The following is a 22,241-nucleotide window of genomic DNA, read 5'->3' on the forward strand; positions in this document are numbered from 1 at the left end:
CCGCTTATGTTAAACTTAACCCATCGTTTATTTCATGCCCCTTACTATGCGACGATGGAGAGACTGGCTGCCCGGGTTGCAGCGCCGATTAGCGTTACCACAGACGTCTTTGCAACTGTGTTTGCTGGGCATGCTCGGTGGCCTGATAGCGGCCCTGCTGATTATCATTTTTCGCCTGGCAATCGTGGCGTTTCAGCTACTTTTTTTAACGAAAACCGATGACTTCTCCAGCGCTGATCCGGAAATAGTCTGGCTTCTGCCACTGGGCGGCGCATTGTTGATTGGCCTGCTTGCTCTGGTAACCGGCTATCGCCATTACCGAATGGGCATACCCTTTGTCATTCATCGAATCAAAACCCGTTACGGCATTATGCCTTTTCGAAATACCCTGAATCAGTTCTTTGGCGGCATTATTGCCCTGGTCAGTGGCTTTTCAGTCGGCCGCGAAGGCCCCTCCGTACACCTTGGTGCATATGGTGCCAGTTCAGTGGGCCGATATCTGCAGCTACCTTATAACAGTGTTCGGATCCTGGCAGGCTGTGGCATAGCCGCTGGCATTTCCGCGTCTTTTAATACACCGCTGGCTGCTGTCATTTTTGTCATGGAAGTGGTGCTGCGCGAATATCGGATCCATGTCTTTATTCCTATTATGCTGGCGTCAGTAGTGGGTGCACTCGCCACGCAATTGGTGTTCGGACATGACCGCGAGCTGGCATCGCTTAATATTGTGGCGATTAGCATCTGGCATTTTCCCTATCTTATTGTCTGCGGCATTGTATTTGGCGCTGTCGCCTTTTTGTTTAATCAAAATCTGATGCGACTTATTCGCCTGGTAAAAAACTGGCCATTAATGGTTCGGCTGGCGTTGGCCGGGATTGTGACAGCCGCAGTAGGTTATCTGATACCACATGCGATGGGTGCTGAAACCGGTGCTATCTTCAATGCGGTTAACCATCCGACCGACGTGCAGCTACTATTGGTGATTTTTATCGGCAAACTTATACTGACCATCTTTGCCCTTGGGCTTGGAGTCCCTGGCGGGGTTATTGGGCCGGTATTTGGCATGGGCATCGTATTAGGTACCCTAATGGCAATCGTGCCTGCCATTTTTATTGGTGACAGCAGTACTGCGGGCACCTATGCCGTGCTGGGGATGGCAGGTTTAATGGCGGCTACCTTGCATGCCCCTTTAGCCGCTTTGCTGGCCGTTATAGAGCTGGCGTCTAACCAGCAAATTATTTTACCTGCTATGGTAGTGATTATTACCGCCTACGTAACTACAGTGCAGTTTTTTAATAATAAATCTATTTTCATGATGCAACTCGATTTTATGCAGCTACCGTATAAACTGGCACCGGCTGACGACATTTTGCAAAAAGTAGGGGTATTGGCATTATTAAGCAAAGAATATGTTTTGCTGCACAACCCAGCGGAAGATGCGGTTCGCCAGCAACTGGCGCAGCTGGAGCTGCCAGTGCAATTATTGCTGAAACGCGACGACGGTGAAACACCCCAGTTTGTGGCCGCCAGTTATGATGTCAGTTTGTCGTTAAGTGGCGACAGTGCTATTCGCTATCAGGAAATTAGCGGGTTACCTCACCAATCAACCATGGCTGAAGTGTTTGCCATACTTGAAGATGAGCGTGATGGACTGGTTTACATTTATCAGGACGACCCGTACGAACCTATGGGTATTATTCGCTGGGATCAGGTTCGCAGTTTGTTAACTAAACAGAATAACTTATTATGACGCTGATTCTATTGTACAAAGCTTTACATCTTTTCTTTATGATAGCCTGGTTTGCGGGAATTTTTTATTTGCCCCGACTCTTTGTCTATCACGCTGAAACCCAGAGTGCTGAGTGCTCTGACACCTTTAAAATCATGGAACGGCGTCTTTTATGGTTTGTAACACCTTTTGCACTGCTGACGCTGGTGTTTGGCCTGCTGCTAATTGCTGCTTATGGTAAGGCCTGGTTTGTGGCCAGTGGCTGGTTACATCTGAAGTTAGTGCTGGTGCTGCTGCTGTATGGTTATCATGGCTGGTGCTTCAAGTTACTGGCAGATTTTAAACACAACCGTAACCGGCACAGCCCACGTTTTTACCGGATTTTTAATGAATTACCGGTATTAGTGCTACTGGCTATTATATTACTGGCCACCCTGAAACCGCTGCTTCACTAAACTCGCTTTTGCCCAGCGGTTTTGCGTATAATAGCGACCAATTTATGCCGGTAGCGGCGCCTGATGGCAAGTATTAAGTGAGTACTGACGATGAGTTTCAAAGGCCAACATATTCTTTCTGTTAAGCAATTTGATCGAGACAGTATTACCCGTATTTTTGATATTGCCCGGCAAATGGCACCTTATGCCAGCCGCAAAAAACGCACCAAAGTACTCGATGGCGCGATACTGGGTAATCTGTTTTTTGAACCCAGCACCCGAACCCGGGTGAGCTTTGGCTGTGCCTTTAATTTGCTCGGCGGAGAAGTACGCGAAACAACTGGCATGGAATCTTCTGCACTATCCAAAGGCGAGTCGTTATTTGACACGGCCCGGGTAATCAGCAGTTACAGTGATGTTATTGCCATGCGTCATCCGCAGGCCGGCTCGGTCGCTGAGTTTGCTGAAGGTAGCAGGGTGCCCGTGTTAAATGGAGGGGATGGCGCCAATGAACATCCGACCCAGGCGTTACTTGACCTGTTTACCATAGAGCGGGAACTGGCAGCGTCAGGCCTGCAGATTGATGGCATGCACATTGCCATGGTGGGCGATTTAAAATTCGGCCGTACGGTTCACTCATTATCTAAGTTATTGTGTCTGTATCGCAATATCAAGCTGACGCTGGTATCACCGGCTGAACTGGCCATGCCGGATGATATTATCAGCAGCCTGAGCAATGCCGGGCACCAGCTGGTAATCAGTGACAAACTGGAAGGCCATTTAAATGCGGATATCGTGTATCAGACCCGGATCCAGGAAGAGCGCTTTCCTTCTAAAGCCGATGCCGACCAGTATCGTGGTAAATTTCGGTTAAATCAGGAAATTTATACCCGTTACTGTAAATCGAATACGGTTATTATGCATCCTTTGCCGCGGGATTCGCGTATTGAAGCCAATGAATTAGACAATGATTTAAACCTTAACCCAAACCTGGCAATCTTTCGACAGGCTGACAACGGCGTTTTGGTAAGAATGGCACTGTTTGCGCTAACGCTTGGCGTGGAAAACATTGTTAAAGATTACGAATGTGCGGTGCCCTGGTATAGCAATAAATAACGCCTTAAAGGCAAACTGCAAACGGAAACTATTATGTCTTTATCTGAAACCCTTTTTCAACGCGCCCAGCGCACTATTCCCGGTGGCGTTAACTCGCCGGTCCGTGCTTTCAAAAGTGTCGGCGGTACTCCTGTATTTATTGAACGGGCCAATGGTGCCTACCTGTTTGACGTTGATGGTAAACGCTATATTGATTACATCGGCTCCTGGGGCCCAATGTTGCTCGGCCACAATCACCCCGCTATCCGCGATGCGGTTATTCAGGCTGCCGCCAATGGCTTAAGCTTTGGTGCGCCCTGCCCGGCAGAAATTGATATGGCAGAAAAAATTGCCCAGTTGGTGCCCTCGATGGAAATGGTCCGTATGGTAAGCTCGGGCACAGAGGCGACGATGAGCGCCATACGCTTAGCCCGTGGCTATACCGGGCGTGATACCATTTTAAAATTTGAAGGATGCTACCACGGTCATGCTGATTCACTGCTGGTAAAAGCAGGCTCAGGAGCATTGACCCTGGGCGTTCCAAACTCCCCTGGTGTACCGGCAGATTTTGCTAAATATACCCTGACCTGTGAGTTTAATAATCTGGCGCAGGTCGCCGATATTTTTGCAGAAAGAGGGGACGATATTGCCTGTATTATTGTCGAGCCGGTAGCAGGTAACATGAACTGTATTCCGCCTGAGCCCGATTTTTTGCAAGGCTTGCGTCGGATCTGCGACGAGTATCAGACTGTACTTATTTTTGATGAAGTAATGACAGGTTTTCGGGTAGCGCTAGGTGGCGCACAAGCGGTGTATCAGGTTACTCCGGATCTGACCACCCTGGGCAAAATTATTGGTGGCGGCATGCCGGTAGGCGCTTTTGGCGGCAGGCGGGAGATTATGCAGCACATTGCGCCGCTCGGCCCGGTATATCAGGCAGGAACGTTATCAGGCAACCCTATTGCCATGGCAGCCGGCCTGGCAGCACTTAACGAAATCAGTAAGCCTGAGGTGTTTGAAAAGCTAACGGCAAAAACCAGTCAGCTTATTGCCGGTATAGATACCGCCGCGCGCCAGCATGGCGTGCCCATGACCTTTAATCAGGTCGGCGGCATGTTTGGGTTTTTCTTCAGTAAAGAAGCCAAAGTCAGTAATTTTCAGCAGGCAACCCAATGTGATATCAGCGCTTTCAAACATTTTTTCCACCTGATGCTGGAAAAGGGCATTTATCTGGCACCGTCTGCCTATGAAGCGGGTTTCTTATCCCTTGCTCATAGTGATGACGATCTGAAAGCTACAATAGACGCCGCAGCGAACAGCTTTGCTGCGCTTTAACCACGTTTCAATGTAATCAGGTTAACTGCGGTTTTGCAGCCAAACGATGTCGGTATCGTAATGACGCGGCTGCACACTGAATACACTGCCGGCATTGTCGCTATGGATCTCCAGCGGCAATGCCGAAGCAGGCCAGGTATAACTGGCCGTCTCTCCGCTTTGCCAATCGTATACCTTTAGCTGCCAATGCTGGCGGTCCAGCCAGAGTAATTGCTGGCGATTCGTCGCCCACTGCGCTGGCAGAATGTGATGCCAGTTCAGGTTGACAGGTAGAGGTGTCAGTTGCAACGGCTGCTGCGCTGACCATAATGCCAGCTTATCATCATTATAAAACTGCACCACTAATCCATCAGGCGCACATTTAAAGTTAACGACTCCTGTTAGCAATACTTCTGGTTGCTGCTGTTGATGCAGCAATTGCCAGCCGTCGCTATTTTGCTCCGTCCAGTACAGCGTATTGTGGCAGCTTTGATAACGGCCCGTTACCGGCGTGCCAGCCAGCAATGATAGCGCGCCATCATCCAGTGCAATCTGATATAACTGATTATCGATAACGGCCAGCAAAAGTGCCTGATGCCAGAACAACTGCTGGACGTACTGACCCGCGACTAATCGTGATAATTGCCGGCTCTCGCCAGCATTGGTCAACCATACCTGATTGTCCCCGGCCCTCTCTGACACAAAAGCCAGTTGCTGATCCCTGGCCGCAAACAGCCGCTCGTTGCGGTTACTGGTTTGCCAGCTCTGCTCACTATTTAACAAACCATCCTCAAATACCAAATTAACAATATCGGTTGTATAGTTAAGGTGTTGGGTAGTTAATATTCGCTGCTGGTAGCGTTGCGGTTGAGTCAGTTGCCAGGTCATCGGGCCTAAGCTTAGCTGGGTATTATCCTTAAGGTTATATAACTGTAATTCACTGTTTTTCAGGGTTAGCAACGCATGGTACTGATCCCAGCGACTGCTGGAAATAATCTGCTGATCAAAGTCATCAATGGCGTCCAGTAGCTGCAGCTGGGGATCAACCCGATAAAGCTGACTGCGATAGAAATCCTGCTGAGCGGCCAGATAAAGCGATTGCCCCACCACGAGCAACTGATCTGCGCTTTGCCATTTTTCCGGAAACGCCATGACTCTGGCGGTGCTGCCATCTTCTGAGCGCCGCCATAACTCATAGCGCCGCAAATCAGTGGCATAATCCAGCCAGAACCATTGGTTTTTTAGAATAGCTAACCCTTGCTCTAATACCTGCTGACAAGGCATTACTTTGCTCGCCGGCGAAAACTCAGGCATTACCTGTTGCTGGTAAAAGTAGCAACGTTGTTCATCGTCCAGCGCCCGAAACAGCAACTGGGCCTGATCTAACCATACCGGTTGGCTGACTTCATCATATTGTGTGTCATTATAACTTACCTTTAAGCTGGCTAAATCCTGACGGGCCAGTTGATAGGGTGCATCTTCTGACTCGCGATACCAATAAAACGCAAATTGCTCAGCGCTCTCCAATGTTGCCCAGAATTCTTGTCCTGTTAGCGCACTTAATGGCTTAATCGAATCGGGTAACTTGGTCAGAGGCGTTACGGTCATACTGGCCAGCAAATATGCTAACACCGTACCACCGAGTAATAACACCGAACATACCGCACTGATAAAGCGCCATGGCAGGCCTGATGCACCGGTTTCAGAGGCGTCATTTGCCGGGGGGCGTGCTGCAGAAGTGGCGAAGGATGCCCCAGACAGTGTCAGGCTATTAGCCAGAGCAGGCTTATGCTGCGCAGTGGTTAACGGCTCAATAAGGCAACGCCACTGATAGCCTTTTTTTGCTATGGTTGAAATGTAAAGTGGCGACTTTACGTTATCGCCCAGTACTTTACGCAAGGCGCCCACTGCCCGCATAACGGCGGCATCGGTACCTTCGCCTGCAGGCCAGACATCATTAATTAAGGTATCTTTATCCAGAACTTGGTCACAATGCAGCAAAAAATAATTCAGCAGGCTGTGCAACCGGGGTTCCAATACCACCGCAACCGCAGTGCCGGAATCAGCTGCCACTGGCAACAATTGGCCGTAAGCTGCCTGATAATACCAGTTGCCAATTTTTACCAGTGGTTCTAAATTCGACATTAAGGTCCGCCCGACTAAAGTGTCAGAGCGGATTATACCTTAATAAACGCAAAAGTAGAGTGTATCTGCTTTAGAAACGAATTTAAGCTGGCTCAGGCAAGCTGAACTTCATCTTTCTTATCTTTAGTGGTGTCTTTATCGCCACTTGGTTTTGGCGCAGAGCTGTCAGATGGCACGGGTTTTTGCTGGTCCGGGTCACGGCATGTTGGCCAAAAAGAGCATACTAATAGGTCGTCAATGTAAAGTGATTCGTTTTCAGTCATACTGTCATTTATCGAACTGGCGGTAGATGCCAGACTAATGCTGGCAGTTACAACGATTATTTTTAATGCTTTTATCATAGTAAAATCTCCGGGTTTCAGTCACATAGTTGTGCTTAACACGATCGACCCTACTCTTAAACTGCCGATGAAACTCGATGGTTTTTCAATAAAAACTTTACAAATTGTCGATCTAGAAATTTATCTCGGCAATATCAAAATCTGCCCTTGCCGCTTCCAAATAGTAAACTTCCTTTTCATCCAATGACATACTAAAACGACTGTGATAGAGATAATCGTCTATAACCTGTTCTTTAATTGTATTATTGGTTAAATCGTAATAGCGTAATTGATATTGAGTACCATCCAGCAAATACGTAAAGTAAAAGCCCTCAGAACGGAGGTCTAACTTAAAAAAGGCCTGATCTGCGGTCGTACCTAAGTTAAGTACTCTCGTGTCTCCATTATTGTATTCAATAACAAAATCCTTCGAGTTAGCATCACGCCAGATACTGTACTCAGCAATATAACTTTGCTGATATAACTCACGATCGGTTGCCAGCAAGCGCTTCTCAATCTCGGTATCAACGGCAGCGGCAATAACATCCCAGCGCCCCTGCCGCGATTGGGCATAAAATATCTCTGTGCCATCCCGGCTCCAGGCAGGATAAGCCACCGCTTCTCCATCCTGTCCTACGACTTGTCTTAACTCACCACTGAGAGTGAGCTGCCAGATTCCGGTATTCAAATGTAATAACAACTGGTTGCCGTCTGGTGCAAATACCAGACTGCGGATCCGCTCACGACTGGTAAAATCTGTTATCTGTTGCTGACGGCCGTCCGGATAAAATAACCAGACCTGAGGCAAACCGGAACGGCGCGACACAACGGCGGTAGGCCCTTGCGGCTGAGGATTAATTTCAACTAATGATTCATTGCGGTTCGAACTGTACACCAGGCTCTCTGCAGGGGTTGCCGCAAACATCTTATTGTTCACCTTTTTAATATTGGTATGGGCGAAAAAACCCACCGATGCATAAATTTTACCGCTTACAGCCCCAACCTGGATTTCACTGGCATGGTTGTCGGTATAGGCAAGCTCCCGACTCTCACCACTGGCTACATTTACGATACCCAGTGATGTCGGCCCTGATGGGTAAATAATACTGCGATCATCCAAGGTCCAGTCGATATTCCCCGGATAAGCATCGTCAATTTGTACCAACAAACGGGTTGCCCGATTGGTTAAATCCAGCACCCAAATTTGCGCAGCGCCGGCAGCATCGCGAATAAAAGCGATTTTATCCCCGGCACGTGAATACCGGCCGGCATAGTCGCCAAAGCTGCTGGTGGGCGGTACGGTTAATTGCTCGGCAGTGCCACCTGCTAACGGATACATCATCATTACCATTTGTTTTTGTTCTGCATCCAGGCTGGGATACACAATATAGCGCCCATCTGGCGACCAGCTTACCCGGGCGGATACCGATTCAGGGGTGCATCGCGTTAACAGCGTATCTGACTTAGCCATCAGCTTGCCAGGTTCCAGTTCGATAAGCCGGATTTCACAACGGCGATCCGGTAGCATTCTATGGTAAGCTATTTGACTGCCATCGGGACTAAACGCGGCCCCCAGACTGCTGCCACTTTCTGCTGTGAGCTGCACTCGTTGATGGCTTTGTAAATCTTGCAGCGTAAGTACCGCTATTAAATCGGAACCCTGTTTGGCATAACTATAGGCCAGATAACGCTCATCGGCGGACACATTATGATAAAATTCCAGGCCATCCAGCGAGGTAATGGGCTGGTAGCGCCACAACGGAACGCTATTTGTTTCTGCAATCTGGTTGTCGGTAACCGGTTTTAACCACAGTAACCATATCAGCAGCAACAGCAAAGGTACCGCCAGCAACAACCCCACAACCCAAGTCTGGCGGTTTGCTTTAACTACAGCCACATGTTGACCAGGTGTAACTGCAGTCGGCAGGAGCATTGATTTATCCGGAGCTTCACTGACAGGCGCGATAAACCGATAGCCCCGCTTGGGAATAGTTTCAATATAGGTCGGCTGACGACTATCATCGTCCAGCGCAATTCTTATCGCCCTGATCACCCGCATGACCCGGCCGTCTGAAACATCCCTAATCCCCCAGACATCAGCCAGTAACTGATCTTTGGTAACCAGGTTGCCCGCATGAACGATAAAGTAGTTAACGACCTTCTGGCCAAGGTTATCTAAATCAGCGGTTGCAACAATGTCGCCATGCGCACTAAGTTGCACCAGCTTGTCTTCTTTTGCCAGATAATGCCATTCACCCACCTGGAGCGATCGTTCGGGTTTAATTTCCATAATTGTGAGTTTGCCGCACCCTTTATGTTAATCGTTAATTAGAATTTTCACAGGTCAATTGCTGCTGCATTTCATCTGATATCGCAGGTAATAACAATATGTTAGCGCAAGTTTCTGCCACGGGTGTACCGCTGCTTGCTGAAAAAGCCTGTACCTGTACCTGATCGGGCAAATATTGAATTATTGACTGGGCTCCCTGGCCTTTAAAAAAGTCAATAAACAAGGGTAAGGCACCGCTACTGCCAGTCAGCCCAATTGGCTTGTTGTCATCACGCCCCAGCCATATCGTCACTAATGTTTGCTGATCAAAGCCACTGAACCAACTGTCCCGATAATCACTGGAGGTACCGGTTTTTCCGGCGAACACGGTAGTGGGCATCGCATATTGCAATGCTTTGGCTGTGCCGGTTTGTGTTGCCGAAATTAACGCATGCTGCAACAAGTAAATACTGCTTGGAGGATAACGGCTGTAGCGCTCACCTGAGCGGTGATAAAGGCGATGACCATCCTGATCCGTCACCGCCTGCACGGTGGCTAACATTTGATACACTCCATCGTTAGCGATGGTCTGATAAAGCTGACTCACTTCCATCGGGCTCAGTTCCACTGCACCGAGCAATGCAGCCGGATGCAAACTGACCCGCCGATTCAGCCCCAGCTTACGCAAACCGTCACTTATCGCCGGCATTCCCAGCTGTAAACCTAAACGCACCGTCGGCACATTAAGGGAGTCAGTTAATGCCGTGACTAAGTTTACCGGGCCTCGGAAGGTTTTATCAAAATTCTGGGGCTGCCAGTCCTCATTATTTGAACGTAAACTAAGGGGTTGGTCCTGCAGGATTGACGCCAGCGAAAAACGCCCGGGCTGATTAAGTGCTTCCAGATAAATAACCGGTTTAATAATACTACCAATTTGCCGCCGGGCATCTAATGCCCGGTTAAAGCCGGCAAATCCGCTTTCTCTGCCCCCTACCAATGCCTGAATTTCTGCCTGCTGGTAATTCACTACCATCATGGCGGCCTGCAACTGTTCATCCTTATTTTGTAATTGCTCTGTTACGGTCAGTTCGGCTTGCTGCTGCGCTTTGGGATCTAAAAAGGTAAATACCTTGATGCCACTACTTAACAACCGTTGGTCAAAATTAATCTGGCGTAGCTCTTTTTTAACTGCATCCAGATAGGCAGGAAAACGCGCATTCAGATACTGGCCACGCGCAACCAGTTGTAGCGGCTGAGCAAGAGCCTGCTGATACTGTTCACCAGTAAGCAAATGATGTTCGAACATTAATCTGAGCACTAAATCCCGGCGGTTGACGGCCCGCTCTGGATAGCGCCGTGGATCATAATAGGACGGGCCTTTTAGCAAGCCAATCATTAACGCCATTTCATCTGGTCGCAGCTCCGTTATCGGTTTGGCAAAATAAAACCGGCTGGCTAAACCAAACCCATGTACTGCCGTTGCGTGATTCTGGCCCAGAAATATTTCGTTCAGATAAGCTTCGAGCAAGTGGTCCTTACTAAAGCGGTAATCCAGGATCAGCGCTATCATCGCTTCGTTCACTTTACGCAGCAAGGTTCGGTCGCTGGTTAAGTACATATTTTTTGCCAGCTGCTGGGTTAACGTAGAACCGCCCTGCACCGTGCGCCCGGCACTGATATTGGCCCATAGAGCCCGCAACACGGAAAGCGGTGACACCCCACGATGGTGATAAAAATCACGGTCTTCTACCAATAACAAGCCTTCTTTGAGCAAGCCTGGCACTTGCTCTAACCTGACCAGCTCACGGTCTTCCTGATGCGGCGACAACATATGCTCAATTAACTGTGGTTCCAACCTTGCAAAGTTAACTTCCTGCTGCTGACGGTAACGAATGCGGTTAATACCACTGCTGTTAAATTCAACACTGAACAGGGCTTCAGGTTCCATGCCATCGATATAAGTAAAAGCGCGCCGGTATATCGTGACATGATTGCGCGATACGCTGTATTGACCAGCAGCCGTCATCGCTGGATTGCGTTGGTACTGCAGTTGTTCCAGCTCGGCTTGCAATTGCAGTGAGCTTAATGCTTTGCCGGGATACAGCTCGAGACTACGGGCATAGATTTGCGCTGGCACCTGCCATTTCTGACCGGCAAAGGCACGGGTGACTTTACTATCCAGATAAATCAGATAGGTAAGCAGCACGCACAAGGTTACCAGAGCCAGCTTACCTAGCGTAATTAATGACCTATGCCACCATGGCCGGACTTTCATTTTCGGCGTACCAGCGCCTTTACTTCGGGTTGACATCGCGTAACATCGCCTTTTTCGTTTTTGTTGTTGGCTGTGCGTCGGCCGGGTTATCTGGCCAGTAGTGTTTGGGATAACGACCTTTCATTTCTTTTTTAACATCCTGCCAGCTATTTTGCCAGAAGCTGGTTAAATCGCGGGTGACTTGCAGCGGCTGCCGCCCCGGTGCCAGCAAGGCAATGGTCAGAGCAATAGTGCCATTTAACACCGCGGGGGTGCTGAGTTGACCATACATTTCCTGAACTCTGACTGAAAGTTGTGGCCCCCCGGGGTGCAGATAATCAATTTTTAGCCGGCTACCGGCAGGGGTTTGCCAATGCCCAGGCAATAACTGATTTAACACTTGTTGTTGCGAAAAGCTCAGTTGCGCCAACAATACCGGTTCCAGCTCCAATTGCGTAAGCTGGCTTTTTTTATGGATATTGCCAAGATAAGGCGCCAACCACTGATCCAAATTTGCCAGCAACCCAGCCTGACTGAAATCAGGCCAGTGCTTCACCTCAGGCTGGGTTGCGCTTTTTTTTGCTGCGCCACCGGACGCAGCCCGGTAATACTGGCAAAGCAATTGCACCCGGGCACATACACTTTGCGCCGCCTCAGACCAGGTCAATTCTGCCAGGCCGCGCCGGTTCAGATAATCAAGCCAGGCTTGTTGTCGTTCAGCCGCAGTGACAACCCCCTGTACCGGTTGCCGTTGCAATACCAGCTGACCAAAACAACGCTGACGCTCACTACTGAAACTGGCGGTTTTATCCTGCCAGCCCGTTTTCAGCTGCCACGGCAACTGCCAATCGTCCAATATGTCATCCAGCTCGATGGCAACGGCATGCCGAATACGGTTTTGTTGCTGCCATTGCTGAATATCTAATACCACCAGATAGTCTTTCTCTTGTAGCGGATGATCCGGCCCCAGGCTCGCCCCTACACCATTTGCCAGCAAATAGCCCTGGCCCCGGCGCTGCGCCAGTTGGTCAGGAAAAGCCCTGAGCAACAACATAGCAAGCCATTGCATCGGTAAATTATCGCTGCCATTAGCTTTAGCGCCTAACCGGTGGGCGAATTGCCGGGCCTGCTGATGCTGAGGTAAATGCTTGTTATGCGCTAAGCTTTGAAGTTGCTGCTCCAGATTAGCCTGCAGGTTACGACTGTCTTCCAACAACGCAGCAACTAAGGCAGATAACCAGCTTAAGCCTGGCGCCTCTGACTCGTGTTCACGTGCATACAACATCATATTAGCCAGGCGAACCGAGCTACCGGTTTGATATAATCGTCGGCCAAAAGACGTGATCACCCCGTGCTCATCCAGTGCAGCAAATTGTTGTAACAAGTGGTTTGCGACCGCCAGATGTGCCATCGGTGGTGGTGTTAACCAGTTTATATCAGCAGGCTGAGCGCCCCAAACGGCAAGTTCCAGCCGCAACTGTGTCAACTCTGCCAATTCAATCTCTGCGGGCTCAAACGCGGCTCGTCGCTGCCACAGTTCTGCGGTATCTATTCTATAGCAGCGTCCCGGTGCTTGCCGCCCAGCCCGGCCTGCACGCTGAGTCGCCGCGGCCTGACTGATGGCAACCGTCTCCAGCTTACTGATACCATGGCGAGGGTTAAAGCTGGCGCGCCTGCACAAGCCCGTGTCCACCACCAGATTAACCCCCTCGATGGTTAAACTGGTTTCAGCCAGATTCGTTGCCAGCACAATTTTATAGCGCCCGGCAACAGGGGCCGCTATCGCAGCCTGTTGTTCAGACAGGGACAAAGCGCCAAGCAGTGAAAACACCTGCACATTATCTGGCAATGCCTGACCAGCCAGAAATTCCCTGGCCTTATTAATCTCGGCTTGTCCTGGCAAAAAGACCAGAATATTACCGGACTGCTGCTGAAAAGCAGTGACAGCCTGACGGGCAGCCTGAATGGCGACAGGCTCGGTACCTGGTTTAATGTACTGAATATCGACCGGATAACTGCGGCCGCTGCTACTGATAACCGGTGCCTGCAGATAACGCTCCAGTACCGCTACGTCCAGCGTAGCCGACATGACCAGAATTTTCAGATCGTCCCGCAGTTGTTGCACTTCTAAGCTGAGTGCCAGTGCCAGATCAGCATGCAATGAGCGTTCGTGAAATTCATCAAAAATAAGCAGAGTTACCCCAGCAAGTTCGGGGTCTTGTTGTAATTTGCGGGTAAGAATACCCTCAGTGACAATAAGTAGCCGGGTGGCCGCCGACTGACAGCTATCATGCCTGATCTGATAACCGACGGTATGGCCAACCGGCTCATTCAGCTGCTGCGCCAGATAAGCCGCGATGGTTTTAGCGGCCAGTCTGCGCGGTTCCAGCATAATGATCTGGCCGGTTGCGACAGCACTATGTTGTAGTAACTGCAACGGTAACCAGGTCGATTTACCAGCACCAGGTGGCGCCGACAGAATCACCCTGCTGTGGGTAGTCAGTAACTGGCGAAGCTCCGGTAGCACTGCTGCTACCGGTAAGTCCGGGCTAACCCGCTGGCTGGTCACAGTGCTATTGCTTACCTTTTCGTTTCTGTGAGTAAGGTAGTAGCAATACTGCGGATACCATGGCCGGTAGCGCCCGCCGACCAGTAACTGTTGGCCGAGTTATTAAATGCTGCGGCTAAATCATAATGTAGCCAGCCTTTACCATCATCTGCGACAAAGCGGCTTAAAAAACCGGCCGCATTGCTGGCGCCGCCGGCGCCCCCACCTTTTACTGGCCGGCTGTTGGCCGTATCGGCATAAGGTGAAGGGCATTGTTGCTGATGCCATTTCTCCAGCGGCAGCTGCCAGGTGGCTTCCTGTTCATCGGCAGCATACTGCAGCGCTCTTGCCGCCAGCGGTTTGTCCAGCGCAAATAACGCATTGTATTCGCCACCCACTGCTACCATAGCTGCACCAGTCAGGGTGGCCGCATCGATAATCAATGGCGCTTTACTTTCCGTCGCACACATCAGACCGTCGGCCAACACCAGCCGGCCTTCAGCATCGGTATTAACAATTTCAACCGTAGTACCGTTTTTGTAAGTAATAATGTCGCCAAGCTTATACGCATGGCCACTGATCAGGTTCTCGGCACAACATAAAATCAGTTTTACCCGTTGGCTAAGGCCCTGCATAATTGCCAGTGCCAGGGCTGCAGTCACCGTAGCGGCCCCGCCCATATCACATTTCATGGTCGCCATACCTTCGGTTGGCTTAATAGAGTAGCCGCCGCTGTCAAAGGTAATACCTTTACCCACCAGCGCAGCGGCCACCGCAGTTTCCGGCTTTGCTGACGGGTTAAAATCAAGCACCAGTAACGCCGGTGGCCGGGTACTGCCGCGGCCAACCTGATAAATTCCATGCCAGCCGGCGTCGGCCAAATCTTCACCGGCAATCAACTCGCTGCTAACACTATCCTCTGGTGCAACGGCACGAATAAACGCCTCAGCCTGCTCGGCCAGCGCCACCGGCGATAGCATTTCCGGTGTATCGTTGATTATTTTTTTGGCAAAGCTAAAACACGTCGCCAGTTGCGACAGCTGTTCAGCCTCGCCCTGTTCATTGTTAAAAACAACACCATCGTGTTTTCTGGCCGTACAAAACCCCTGATAAAATGCCCACTGCAAATCTTTACTCCAGCCTTTGCCAGCTAACTGCAGTTGGCTGATACCAAGATTACTCAGGCTGCGAGCGGCTTTTTGCATATTACGCAAGGGGTCAGATCCAACTAAATGAATTTGATATCCCTGTGTTGTCGGGCTTAATAAGGCGTTGTTGCCCCATTTTTGTTCTGCTTTATCTGCAGCAATGCTAACGTGTAACATATCAGATGTTGAATTAGACTTTGAATCAGACATAGGAATCCCCACTTTATCGAACTTATCAGCGACAATGGCTAACTTTTATCAGGCGAAGTGTAACATAGCGCAACGACCGACCACGAGCAGATCGCGTCAATAGGGCGCCACAATGCACTATTTTCGCGGTGACAGCAGCGAAAGTTAAAACAGGTGACGGCTATGGCCACAATCTGTATACTTCGCCGGCTTTTTTATTAGTGATTGCGGTGATGGCAATATTCTGCTATCTATAGCCGCCACTTTTTTTGCTTGGCAGTATTGTACAGGAGATGATCATGCCAGAAGGCAAGAATGTTAAGACATTAGGGTTACTGGCACTGGCCGGTGTTGCACCTTACCAGGAAGCGGTCGGGGAAGAATACATGAACCCGAAACAGCTCGAGCATTTTCGCAAAATTCTTGACGCCTGGCGCCAACAACTTCGCGAAGAGGTTGACCGTACGAAAACGCATATGGCCGATGAAGCTGCCAATTTTCCTGATCCGGTTGACCGGGCTGCACAGGAAGAAGAGTTCAGTCTGGAATTGCGCGCCCGCGATCGCGAGCGTAAGCTATTGAAAAAAATTGAAAAAACGTTACAAAAAATTGAAAATGACGATTTTGGATTCTGTGATACCTGCGGAATAGAGATCGGCATTAAACGGTTAGAAGCACGGCCAACTGCTGATCAATGTATCGACTGTAAAACGCTGGCTGAAATTAAAGAAAAGCAGTTAGGCGGCTAGTTGCAGCCATTGTGGCAGTGTTGACAAACTTAACTAAGCCAGCAGCGGTTGCTGTTGGCAGGTTTGCCCCCTCCCCATCCGGCCCCCTTCATTTTGGCTCCTTGCTGGCGGCAGTAGGCAGCTATTTGTTTACCAAACGCCAGGCCGGTAAGTGGCTGTTGCGAATCGAAGATATTGATACCCCCAGAGTTCGCCATGGTGCGGACAGCGCTATTATGAGTGCATTGGAACAACATGGATTGCTGTGGGACGATGAGGTTATTTATCAAAGCAGCAGGACCGAACGCTACCGCGACATATTCAGTCAGCTGCAACAACAGAACCTGATATACGGTTGTCAGTGTACCCGTAAACAAATTAATGCCGGCGGCGGCGTGTATCAGGGTACGTGCGCCAACCTAGACCTGAAGCACATAACAAATGCCACAGAACCGTTAAGCTGGCGATTGCGCAGTGCGCAGGTTTCCTGTCAGTTTGACGATAGGTTACTTGGGTTGCAACGTATTGCACCCGCGATGGCACAGGAAGATTACATAGTATTGCGCCGCGATGGTTTATTTTCTTACCAGCTGGCGGTCGTTGCAGATGACTGGGACCAGGGCATTACTGAAGTGATCCGCGGTGCCGATTTACTCAGTATGACTCCACGCCAGCAACATTTATTCAGCTTACTTGGGGCAAAGCCGCCGATGTATGGTCATCTGCCTTTGGCCGTCACCGCGCCAGGTCACAAGCTTAGCAAGCAAAACCATGCTACCGCACTCAGTAACTGGCCGGCCAGCTATACAATGGCCAGGGCGCTAGCTATTTTGGGGCTGCATTTGCCTGCAGAATTGCAGCGCGCCGCCGCCCCGGAGCAACTAGCCTTTGCTCTTAAGCACTGGCAACCGGCGGATATTCCGGCCACGCTGGAAGTTTTAGCGCCCGATTTTGGCTGATTTTTGCCAGATTAATTCTTTTTTGCCGCGTGCTGCGGTATTATTAGCCGTTTTTTAAGTCAGATGCCAATGCCGCCGTTCAGGTTGGCAAGTGCTCAGGAGAGATATCATAATTTCGCGTGTGTTAGATTTTTGCCGCAGAACCCTTAGCGGCAAGCCTCAGGGCGATAAAAAGCAACAGCCTGCTGCGACTAAACCTGCCGCTACCGCTACTGCATCGGTGCCCAAAGCGACAGTGAGCTCGATATTACCGCCACTGCAGGTTATTACCCGCGACCAGCATAGTGTTTCGCGGCGCGATATCAGCCCCAGCGCATTAAAAGTACTGTATCGGTTAAAAGATGCCGGTTTCGAGGCGTATTTAGTGGGTGGCTGTATTCGCGATTTGCTGCTGGGACTAAAACCAAAAGATTTTGATGTCGTGACCAATGCCCATCCGGAACAGGTTAAACAGGTGTTTCGAAACTGCCGGTTAATTGGTCGTCGCTTTCGGCTGGCTCATGTGGTGTTTGGTCGGGAAATAATCGAAGTTGCTACGTTTCGGGGCCATCACAGTGGTTCTGAAGACGAAGAAAGTACGGCACCCAAATTAAAAACCGCCAGCTTAAGCGATCATGGGCAAATTCTGCGTGACAACGTTTACGGCAGTATTGAAGAAGACGCCGAACGGCGGGATTTTACTATTAATGCGTTGTATTACTCGGTAAAAGACTTTGCTATTTACGACTTTGCTAACGGTATGCGGGATATTGCTGCACGGCGCATAGAGCTGATTGGCGATCCGGAAGTGCGTTACCGGGAAGATCCGGTGCGGATGCTGCGGGCAGTGCGTTTTGCGACCAAGCTGAATATGGATATTGCGCCCGATGCATTAACGCCGATCAGTCAGCTGGCGGTGTTATTAAAAAACATTCCGGCACCACGCTTGTTTGACGAGCTGGTTAAAATGCTGATGGCCGGCAAAGCCTTTGACAACTTTATGCTACTGCGTGACACCCGAATTCTAAAACAGCTGATGCCGCAGCTCGACAAAATATTAAAGCAGGAACCAGAGGGTAAAGCGTTCCAACTGGTTACCCACGCTCTGCAAGACACAGACCAGCGCGTTGCTGTTGATAAACCGGTGACCCCAGCCTTTATTTTTGCCGCCATGTTATGGTATCCGGTAGAACTTCGCAGCCAGACTCTGCTGATAGAAAGTGGCCTGAACGATATTGATGCGCTGAATATCGCCATGACTGAAGTGCTGGATGACATTCAGCGCACTATCGCTATTCCAAAACGGTTTAGTTTAACCATGCGCGATATCTGGGCATTGCAATCCCGCTTAACTAAGCGCAGTGGCCGCCGTGCTTTTAAAATGCTGGAACAAACCAAGTTTCGCGGCGCCTTTGATTTTCTACAATTGCGGGCACAAGCCGAAGGTGGCAGCCTGACGGAACTGGCTAGCTGGTGGCAGCAATTTCAATTTGCTGACGAGGCCGAAAAGCTGGAGCTGATAAATAGTTTGGGGCGGGAAGGTCAGGACCGGCCGAAACGGCGTCGTAACAACTATAAACGAAAGCGTAGCAGTACGCCTGATGCCTGAGAGTGTTGCAAAGTCAGTGCAGCAGCACGAGGCTTATCTGGGGCTGGGTGCTAACTTAGCTAACCCTGTGGCCCAGTTACAAAATGCAATTGCAGCTTTACGTTTGCTTAAGCAAAGTACACTGCTGGCCGTGTCTGGTTTATACGGCTCCAAGCCAATGGGCCCGCAAGACCAGCCGGATTACGTTAATGCCGTGGCAAAAGTCAGTACAACGCTGTCGCCCCTCGCCCTGTTGGATGCTCTGCAGCAGATCGAACAGCAGCAAGGGCGACAACGAAAGGCGGAGCGCTGGGGCCCACGCTCGCTTGATCTGGATATTTTGCTATATGGTAACCACACTATTAGCAACGAACGCTTAACCGTTCCCCATTACGGCTTAACCAAGCGAGAATTTGTGCTGTATCCGCTGGCAGAAATTGCTCCAAAGTTGGTACTGCCTTGTGGAACGCCACTGCAAACCTTACTTAGCCAGGTACCGCTAAATGGTCTGGAAAAACTTAGCGCCACTGTTTGCGAATAACTTGGTCGCGGCTAACTTGCAGCTGCGTTAACTTTGTGCGATCTTGCGCACCCGGAATAAATGGTCGGACGAGGATTTTATGGCTAAGATCACTACTGCAGTGTTACTGAAAATGAAGCAGCAGGCAGATAAAATCAGCATGCTGACTGCCTATGATGCCAGCTTCGCCAAGTTATTTGCCGAACAAGGCGTCGATGTATTATTAATTGGTGACTCACTGGGCATGGTGTTACAGGGCCATAGTGACACCCTGCCGGTTACCGTGGCCGATATTGCCTACCACACCAAAAGTGTCCGCGCTGGCGCGCCAGATGCGTTCGTGATTGCCGATTTACCCTTTATGAGTTATGCCACGCCCGAACAAACCATGCAAAGTGTTACCCCACTTATGCAGGCGGGTGCCAATATGGTGAAATTAGAAGGTGGCGACTTTTTATTACCAACCATTAAAGCCCTGACCGAACGGGGTGTGCCGGTATGTGGCCATCTGGGGCTAACGCCGCAGTCGGTACATATTTTGGGCGGCTACAAAGTACAGGGGAAAACCAGCGATGCGGCCGATGCCATGCTGCAGCAAGCCCTGGCACTGGAGGCAGCAGGAGCCCAGTTATTAGTACTGGAATGTATTCCAACCCCACTGGCCAAGCGGATTACTGATGCACTGAGCATACCGGTTATTGGCATAGGCGCCGGCAATGTTACTGACGGCCAGGTATTAGTGATGCACGACTTACTGGGCATTAGCAGTGGCTATATTCCAAAGTTTTCCAAGAACTATCTGGCGCAAACCGGTGAAATCCGCAGTGCCATTGCCGCCTATGTCAGCGAAGTAAAAAGCCAGGTATTTCCGGGCACAGAACATAGTTTTAACTAAATGAAGATACTTGCCAATATTGATGAGCTAACAGCGCAAATAGCCAACTGGCGGCGTGCGGGTAACAAAATCGCTTTTGTTCCCACCATGGGTAACCTCCACCAGGGCCATTTGCAACTGGTTGATGTAGCCAGACACCACGCCGATAAAGTGATCGTCAGCATTTTTGTTAACCCGATGCAATTTGGCCAGAATGAAGATTTGGCCAATTACCCTCGCACGCTTGATGCAGACATTGCCGGCTTAACACAGCACTGTGCTGATGCGGTTTTTACCCCTACTCCGCAGTTAATGTACCCGCGCGGCCTGGATGCCCAAACCTTTGTTGAAGTGCCGTTATTAGGTGATTTGCATTGCGGCGCCAACCGCCCCGGTCATTTTCGCGGCGTGTCGACCATTGTATGTAAGCTGTTCAATCTGGTGCAGCCCGATATTGCCTGCTTCGGTAAGAAAGACTTTCAGCAGTTGGCTATTATCCGCCAGATGGTGCTTGATTTGTCCTTGCCCATTGAGATTATTGGCGTAGCAACCGAGCGCGCCAGCGACGGCCTGGCGCTGAGTTCAAGGAATGGCTACTTAACGACTGAACAGCGCGCGAAGGCACCGGCGCTATATCAGATACTGCAGCAACTTAAGGCCGACATTGCCGCGGGTAACCATGATTACCGGGCACTGGAGCAACAGGCTAAAGCGCAGCTAACGGCAGCAGGGTTTGTGCCTGATTACGTTAATATCAGCAACCAGCACAGCCTGGCACTGGCCACTATGCCCAGCGAACCCAAAGTGATTCTGGCCGCTGCCAGACTGGGCAGCACCCGGCTGATTGATAACCTGGAGCTGTAAACGCTTGCTATATCTGGGTTGTCCGATGTGGGCCAACAGCCGCTGGAAAGGCAGCCTGTTTGCTGATGATCTTAACAGTAATCAGTTTTTAGCCGGTTACAGCCAGTACTTTAATAGTGTGGAAGGTAATACCAGCTTTTATGCTGACCCTTCCGAGAGCCAGTTAGCCCGCTGGGCAGAGCAGTTGCCAGCGCATTTCCGATTTGTGTTTAAAGTACCCCGTCGCTTTAGTCATCAACTAACTGAGCTGGATCAAAATGCTCTACTTAGCTGGTGGCATTACTTTTCACCTGTGCACCGTTTTATTGGCTTAATTCACTTACAGCTACCAGCATCTGCAGGCCCGTCAATATTGGGGCAATTAACCACTGTGCTTGAGCTATTTAGCGGTAAAATACCGCTGACAGTAGAAGTTAGACATCCGGCTTTTTTTGATAAGGCAGAGCACGAACTGTCGTTAAATCGCTTGTTACAACAGTTTGCTGCCGAACGAGTCGTATTTGATAGCCGGGCGTTGTTTTCAGTATCCGCCAGCAGCCCTGCCCTGCTGGATGCTCAGAGTAAAAAACCACGCTTACCGGTGCATGCTATTTGTCTGAGCGACCGGCCAATGCTGCGTTTTATCGGCACCGATGATATGGAAATAAACCGCCAGTTCTACACCCCCTGGCTCGCTAAAATTAACAGCTGGCTGGCTGAGGGTAAAACCCCTTACTGCTTTTTCCATACGCCGGATAATACCCTGGCACCACAACTATGCCGCCAGTTTGCAGTCGATTTAAAGCAACCCCATTCTGTGTTGGCTCCATGGCCAGGAGAGCAGCAGGCGCAGCTGGGGTTGTGGTAACTTCAGTTAATTATGTATCTCTTAATAGTGCTCAGCATTAACCCATGGCAAGGCCAAGCACAATCAGGAACGCCGTACCCAACACGATAAGAGCAGAAAACGTAGTACCAAGAATGCCAAAAATCTTTTTGCGATTTTTCTGAATAAGTGAGCTAATACCCAGGCCGAAAGCAACTATTGACGCCCCTAAAAAAGCAAGTAAAAACAGGCCAATTATTACAGCATCTGCAGAGGTTTCATCAATACCACCCGGCGTAGATGCTTCCATAATGCCAGCAATAACGATAAGCACAAAAATTAAAATTCCAGCAACGATACTGGTAATAAATGACGCAATCCCGAGCCCTGAATGTTTTAACGCTTCCACTGTAACTCCCTTTTTTATATATGCTGTTTTAAGCGCACTCTTACGTTATCTTTATTGATATAGCAAGTAA

General features: G+C 49.9%; 18 protein-coding genes. 11 read left to right on the top strand and 7 right to left on the bottom strand.

What is annotated here, in order from left to right; translation table 11 throughout:
- The first annotated feature begins 46 nt into the window (after positions 1 to 46).
- The 4 genes from B2X65_RS15400 to hemL all read left to right on the top strand — a co-directional run bounded on the left by B2X65_RS15400 (position 47) and on the right by hemL (position 4,593).
- A complete protein-coding gene (locus B2X65_RS15400; protein WP_290614101.1) occupies positions 47 to 1,750 on the top strand; it encodes a chloride channel protein in 1,704 nt (567 codons plus the stop codon).
- Positions 1,747 to 2,184, top strand: a complete 438-nt coding sequence (locus B2X65_RS15405; protein WP_290614103.1) for a CopD family protein — start codon at positions 1,747 to 1,749, stop codon at positions 2,182 to 2,184. The genes B2X65_RS15400 and B2X65_RS15405 overlap by 4 nt, the downstream gene beginning before the upstream one ends.
- A gap of 90 nt (positions 2,185 to 2,274) precedes the next feature.
- The gene (locus B2X65_RS15410; protein ID WP_290614105.1) at positions 2,275 to 3,279 is read left to right on the top strand and encodes an aspartate carbamoyltransferase; all 1,005 of its coding nucleotides are present in this window, start codon (positions 2,275 to 2,277) and stop codon (positions 3,277 to 3,279) included.
- A gap of 33 nt (positions 3,280 to 3,312) precedes the next feature.
- Complete coding sequence (gene hemL / locus B2X65_RS15415) at positions 3,313 to 4,593, top strand: glutamate-1-semialdehyde 2,1-aminomutase (protein ID WP_290614107.1); 1,281 nt, start codon at positions 3,313 to 3,315, stop codon at positions 4,591 to 4,593.
- 21 nt (positions 4,594 to 4,614) lie between these two features.
- Here hemL and B2X65_RS15420 read toward each other — a convergent pair whose 3' ends face one another.
- The 6 genes from B2X65_RS15420 to pepB all read right to left on the bottom strand — a co-directional run bounded on the left by B2X65_RS15420 (position 4,615) and on the right by pepB (position 15,466).
- The gene (locus B2X65_RS15420; protein WP_290614109.1) at positions 4,615 to 6,717 is read right to left on the bottom strand and encodes a winged helix-turn-helix domain-containing protein; all 2,103 of its coding nucleotides are present in this window, start codon (positions 6,715 to 6,717) and stop codon (positions 4,615 to 4,617) included.
- A gap of 92 nt (positions 6,718 to 6,809) precedes the next feature.
- A complete protein-coding gene (locus tag B2X65_RS15425; protein ID WP_290614111.1) occupies positions 6,810 to 7,058 on the bottom strand; it encodes a hypothetical protein in 249 nt (82 codons plus the stop codon).
- Between the two features lie 112 nt (positions 7,059 to 7,170).
- Positions 7,171 to 9,327, bottom strand: a complete 2,157-nt coding sequence (locus B2X65_RS15430; protein WP_290614113.1) for a winged helix-turn-helix domain-containing protein — start codon at positions 9,325 to 9,327, stop codon at positions 7,171 to 7,173.
- 34 nt (positions 9,328 to 9,361) lie between these two features.
- Positions 9,362 to 11,617 (bottom strand): penicillin-binding protein 1B, encoded by a 2,256-nt coding sequence (gene mrcB, locus B2X65_RS15435; protein WP_290614115.1) that lies wholly within the window; start codon positions 11,615 to 11,617, stop codon positions 9,362 to 9,364.
- Positions 11,601 to 14,129 carry an ATP-dependent helicase HrpB gene (gene hrpB, locus B2X65_RS15440; RefSeq protein WP_290614117.1) on the bottom strand — a complete coding sequence of 843 codons (2,529 nt, stop codon included), beginning with the start codon at positions 14,127 to 14,129 and terminating at the stop codon, positions 11,601 to 11,603. The genes mrcB and hrpB overlap by 17 nt, the downstream gene beginning before the upstream one ends.
- Positions 14,130 to 14,140: 11 nt before the next feature.
- The gene (gene pepB / locus B2X65_RS15445) at positions 14,141 to 15,466 is read right to left on the bottom strand and encodes an aminopeptidase PepB (RefSeq protein WP_290614119.1); all 1,326 of its coding nucleotides are present in this window, start codon (positions 15,464 to 15,466) and stop codon (positions 14,141 to 14,143) included.
- A 278-nt stretch (positions 15,467 to 15,744) separates the two neighbouring features.
- Here pepB and dksA point away from each other — a divergent pair, with 278 nt between their 5' ends.
- From dksA to B2X65_RS15480, 7 genes are all read left to right on the top strand, one after another.
- Positions 15,745 to 16,194, top strand: coding sequence for an RNA polymerase-binding protein DksA (gene dksA / locus B2X65_RS15450; RefSeq protein ID WP_290614121.1), 450 nt, complete (start codon positions 15,745 to 15,747; stop codon positions 16,192 to 16,194).
- Between the two features lie 17 nt (positions 16,195 to 16,211).
- Positions 16,212 to 17,132, top strand: a complete 921-nt coding sequence (gene gluQRS / locus B2X65_RS15455) for a tRNA glutamyl-Q(34) synthetase GluQRS (protein ID WP_290614552.1) — start codon at positions 16,212 to 16,214, stop codon at positions 17,130 to 17,132.
- 121 nt (positions 17,133 to 17,253) lie between these two features.
- Positions 17,254 to 18,720 carry a polynucleotide adenylyltransferase PcnB gene (pcnB, locus tag B2X65_RS15460; protein WP_290614122.1) on the top strand — a complete coding sequence of 489 codons (1,467 nt, stop codon included), beginning with the start codon at positions 17,254 to 17,256 and terminating at the stop codon, positions 18,718 to 18,720.
- Positions 18,713 to 19,240: a 2-amino-4-hydroxy-6-hydroxymethyldihydropteridine diphosphokinase gene (gene folK / locus B2X65_RS15465; protein ID WP_290614124.1), complete on the top strand. Its 528-nt coding sequence runs from the start codon at positions 18,713 to 18,715 to the stop codon at positions 19,238 to 19,240. The genes pcnB and folK overlap by 8 nt, the downstream gene beginning before the upstream one ends.
- Positions 19,241 to 19,319: 79 nt before the next feature.
- On the top strand, positions 19,320 to 20,114 hold the full coding sequence (gene panB / locus B2X65_RS15470) for a 3-methyl-2-oxobutanoate hydroxymethyltransferase (protein ID WP_290614126.1): 795 nt from the start codon (positions 19,320 to 19,322) through the stop codon (positions 20,112 to 20,114).
- Positions 20,115 to 20,957, top strand: coding sequence for a pantoate--beta-alanine ligase (gene panC / locus B2X65_RS15475; protein WP_290614128.1), 843 nt, complete (start codon positions 20,115 to 20,117; stop codon positions 20,955 to 20,957).
- A 25-nt stretch (positions 20,958 to 20,982) separates the two neighbouring features.
- A complete protein-coding gene (locus tag B2X65_RS15480; protein ID WP_290614130.1) occupies positions 20,983 to 21,804 on the top strand; it encodes a DUF72 domain-containing protein in 822 nt (273 codons plus the stop codon).
- 37 nt (positions 21,805 to 21,841) lie between these two features.
- On the opposite strand, the gene B2X65_RS15485 is transcribed toward B2X65_RS15480, so the two are convergent.
- Positions 21,842 to 22,171 carry a hypothetical protein gene (locus B2X65_RS15485; RefSeq protein ID WP_290614132.1) on the bottom strand — a complete coding sequence of 110 codons (330 nt, stop codon included), beginning with the start codon at positions 22,169 to 22,171 and terminating at the stop codon, positions 21,842 to 21,844.
- Between the last annotated feature and the right edge of the window lie 70 nt (positions 22,172 to 22,241).

Origin of the sequence: Arsukibacterium sp. UBA3155, from assembly GCA_002364615.1 — a bacterium.
Classification (GTDB): Bacteria; Pseudomonadota; Gammaproteobacteria; order Enterobacterales; family Alteromonadaceae; genus Alishewanella.

Bases quoted from the DNA above. Each gene is read 5' to 3' on its own strand.
- B2X65_RS15400 (WP_290614101.1), top strand. From the start codon at position 47: ATGCGACGATGGAGAGACTGGCTGCCCGGGTTGCAGCGCCGATTAGCG.
- B2X65_RS15405 (WP_290614103.1), top strand. From the start codon at position 1,747: ATGACGCTGATTCTATTGTACAAAGCTTTACATCTTTTCTTTATGATA.
- B2X65_RS15410 (WP_290614105.1), top strand. From the start codon at position 2,275: ATGAGTTTCAAAGGCCAACATATTCTTTCTGTTAAGCAATTTGATCGA.
- hemL (WP_290614107.1), top strand. From the start codon at position 3,313: ATGTCTTTATCTGAAACCCTTTTTCAACGCGCCCAGCGCACTATTCCC.
- B2X65_RS15420 (WP_290614109.1), bottom strand. From the start codon at position 6,717: ATGTCGAATTTAGAACCACTGGTAAAAATTGGCAACTGGTATTATCAG.
- B2X65_RS15425 (WP_290614111.1), bottom strand. From the start codon at position 7,058: ATGATAAAAGCATTAAAAATAATCGTTGTAACTGCCAGCATTAGTCTG.
- B2X65_RS15430 (WP_290614113.1), bottom strand. From the start codon at position 9,327: ATGGAAATTAAACCCGAACGATCGCTCCAGGTGGGTGAATGGCATTAT.
- mrcB (WP_290614115.1), bottom strand. From the start codon at position 11,617: ATGTCAACCCGAAGTAAAGGCGCTGGTACGCCGAAAATGAAAGTCCGG.
- pepB (WP_290614119.1), bottom strand. From the start codon at position 15,466: ATGTCTGATTCAAAGTCTAATTCAACATCTGATATGTTACACGTTAGC.
- dksA (WP_290614121.1), top strand. From the start codon at position 15,745: ATGCCAGAAGGCAAGAATGTTAAGACATTAGGGTTACTGGCACTGGCC.
- folK (WP_290614124.1), top strand. From the start codon at position 18,713: ATGCCTGAGAGTGTTGCAAAGTCAGTGCAGCAGCACGAGGCTTATCTG.
- panB (WP_290614126.1), top strand. From the start codon at position 19,320: ATGGCTAAGATCACTACTGCAGTGTTACTGAAAATGAAGCAGCAGGCA.
- panC (WP_290614128.1), top strand. From the start codon at position 20,115: ATGAAGATACTTGCCAATATTGATGAGCTAACAGCGCAAATAGCCAAC.
- B2X65_RS15480 (WP_290614130.1), top strand. From the start codon at position 20,983: ATGTGGGCCAACAGCCGCTGGAAAGGCAGCCTGTTTGCTGATGATCTT.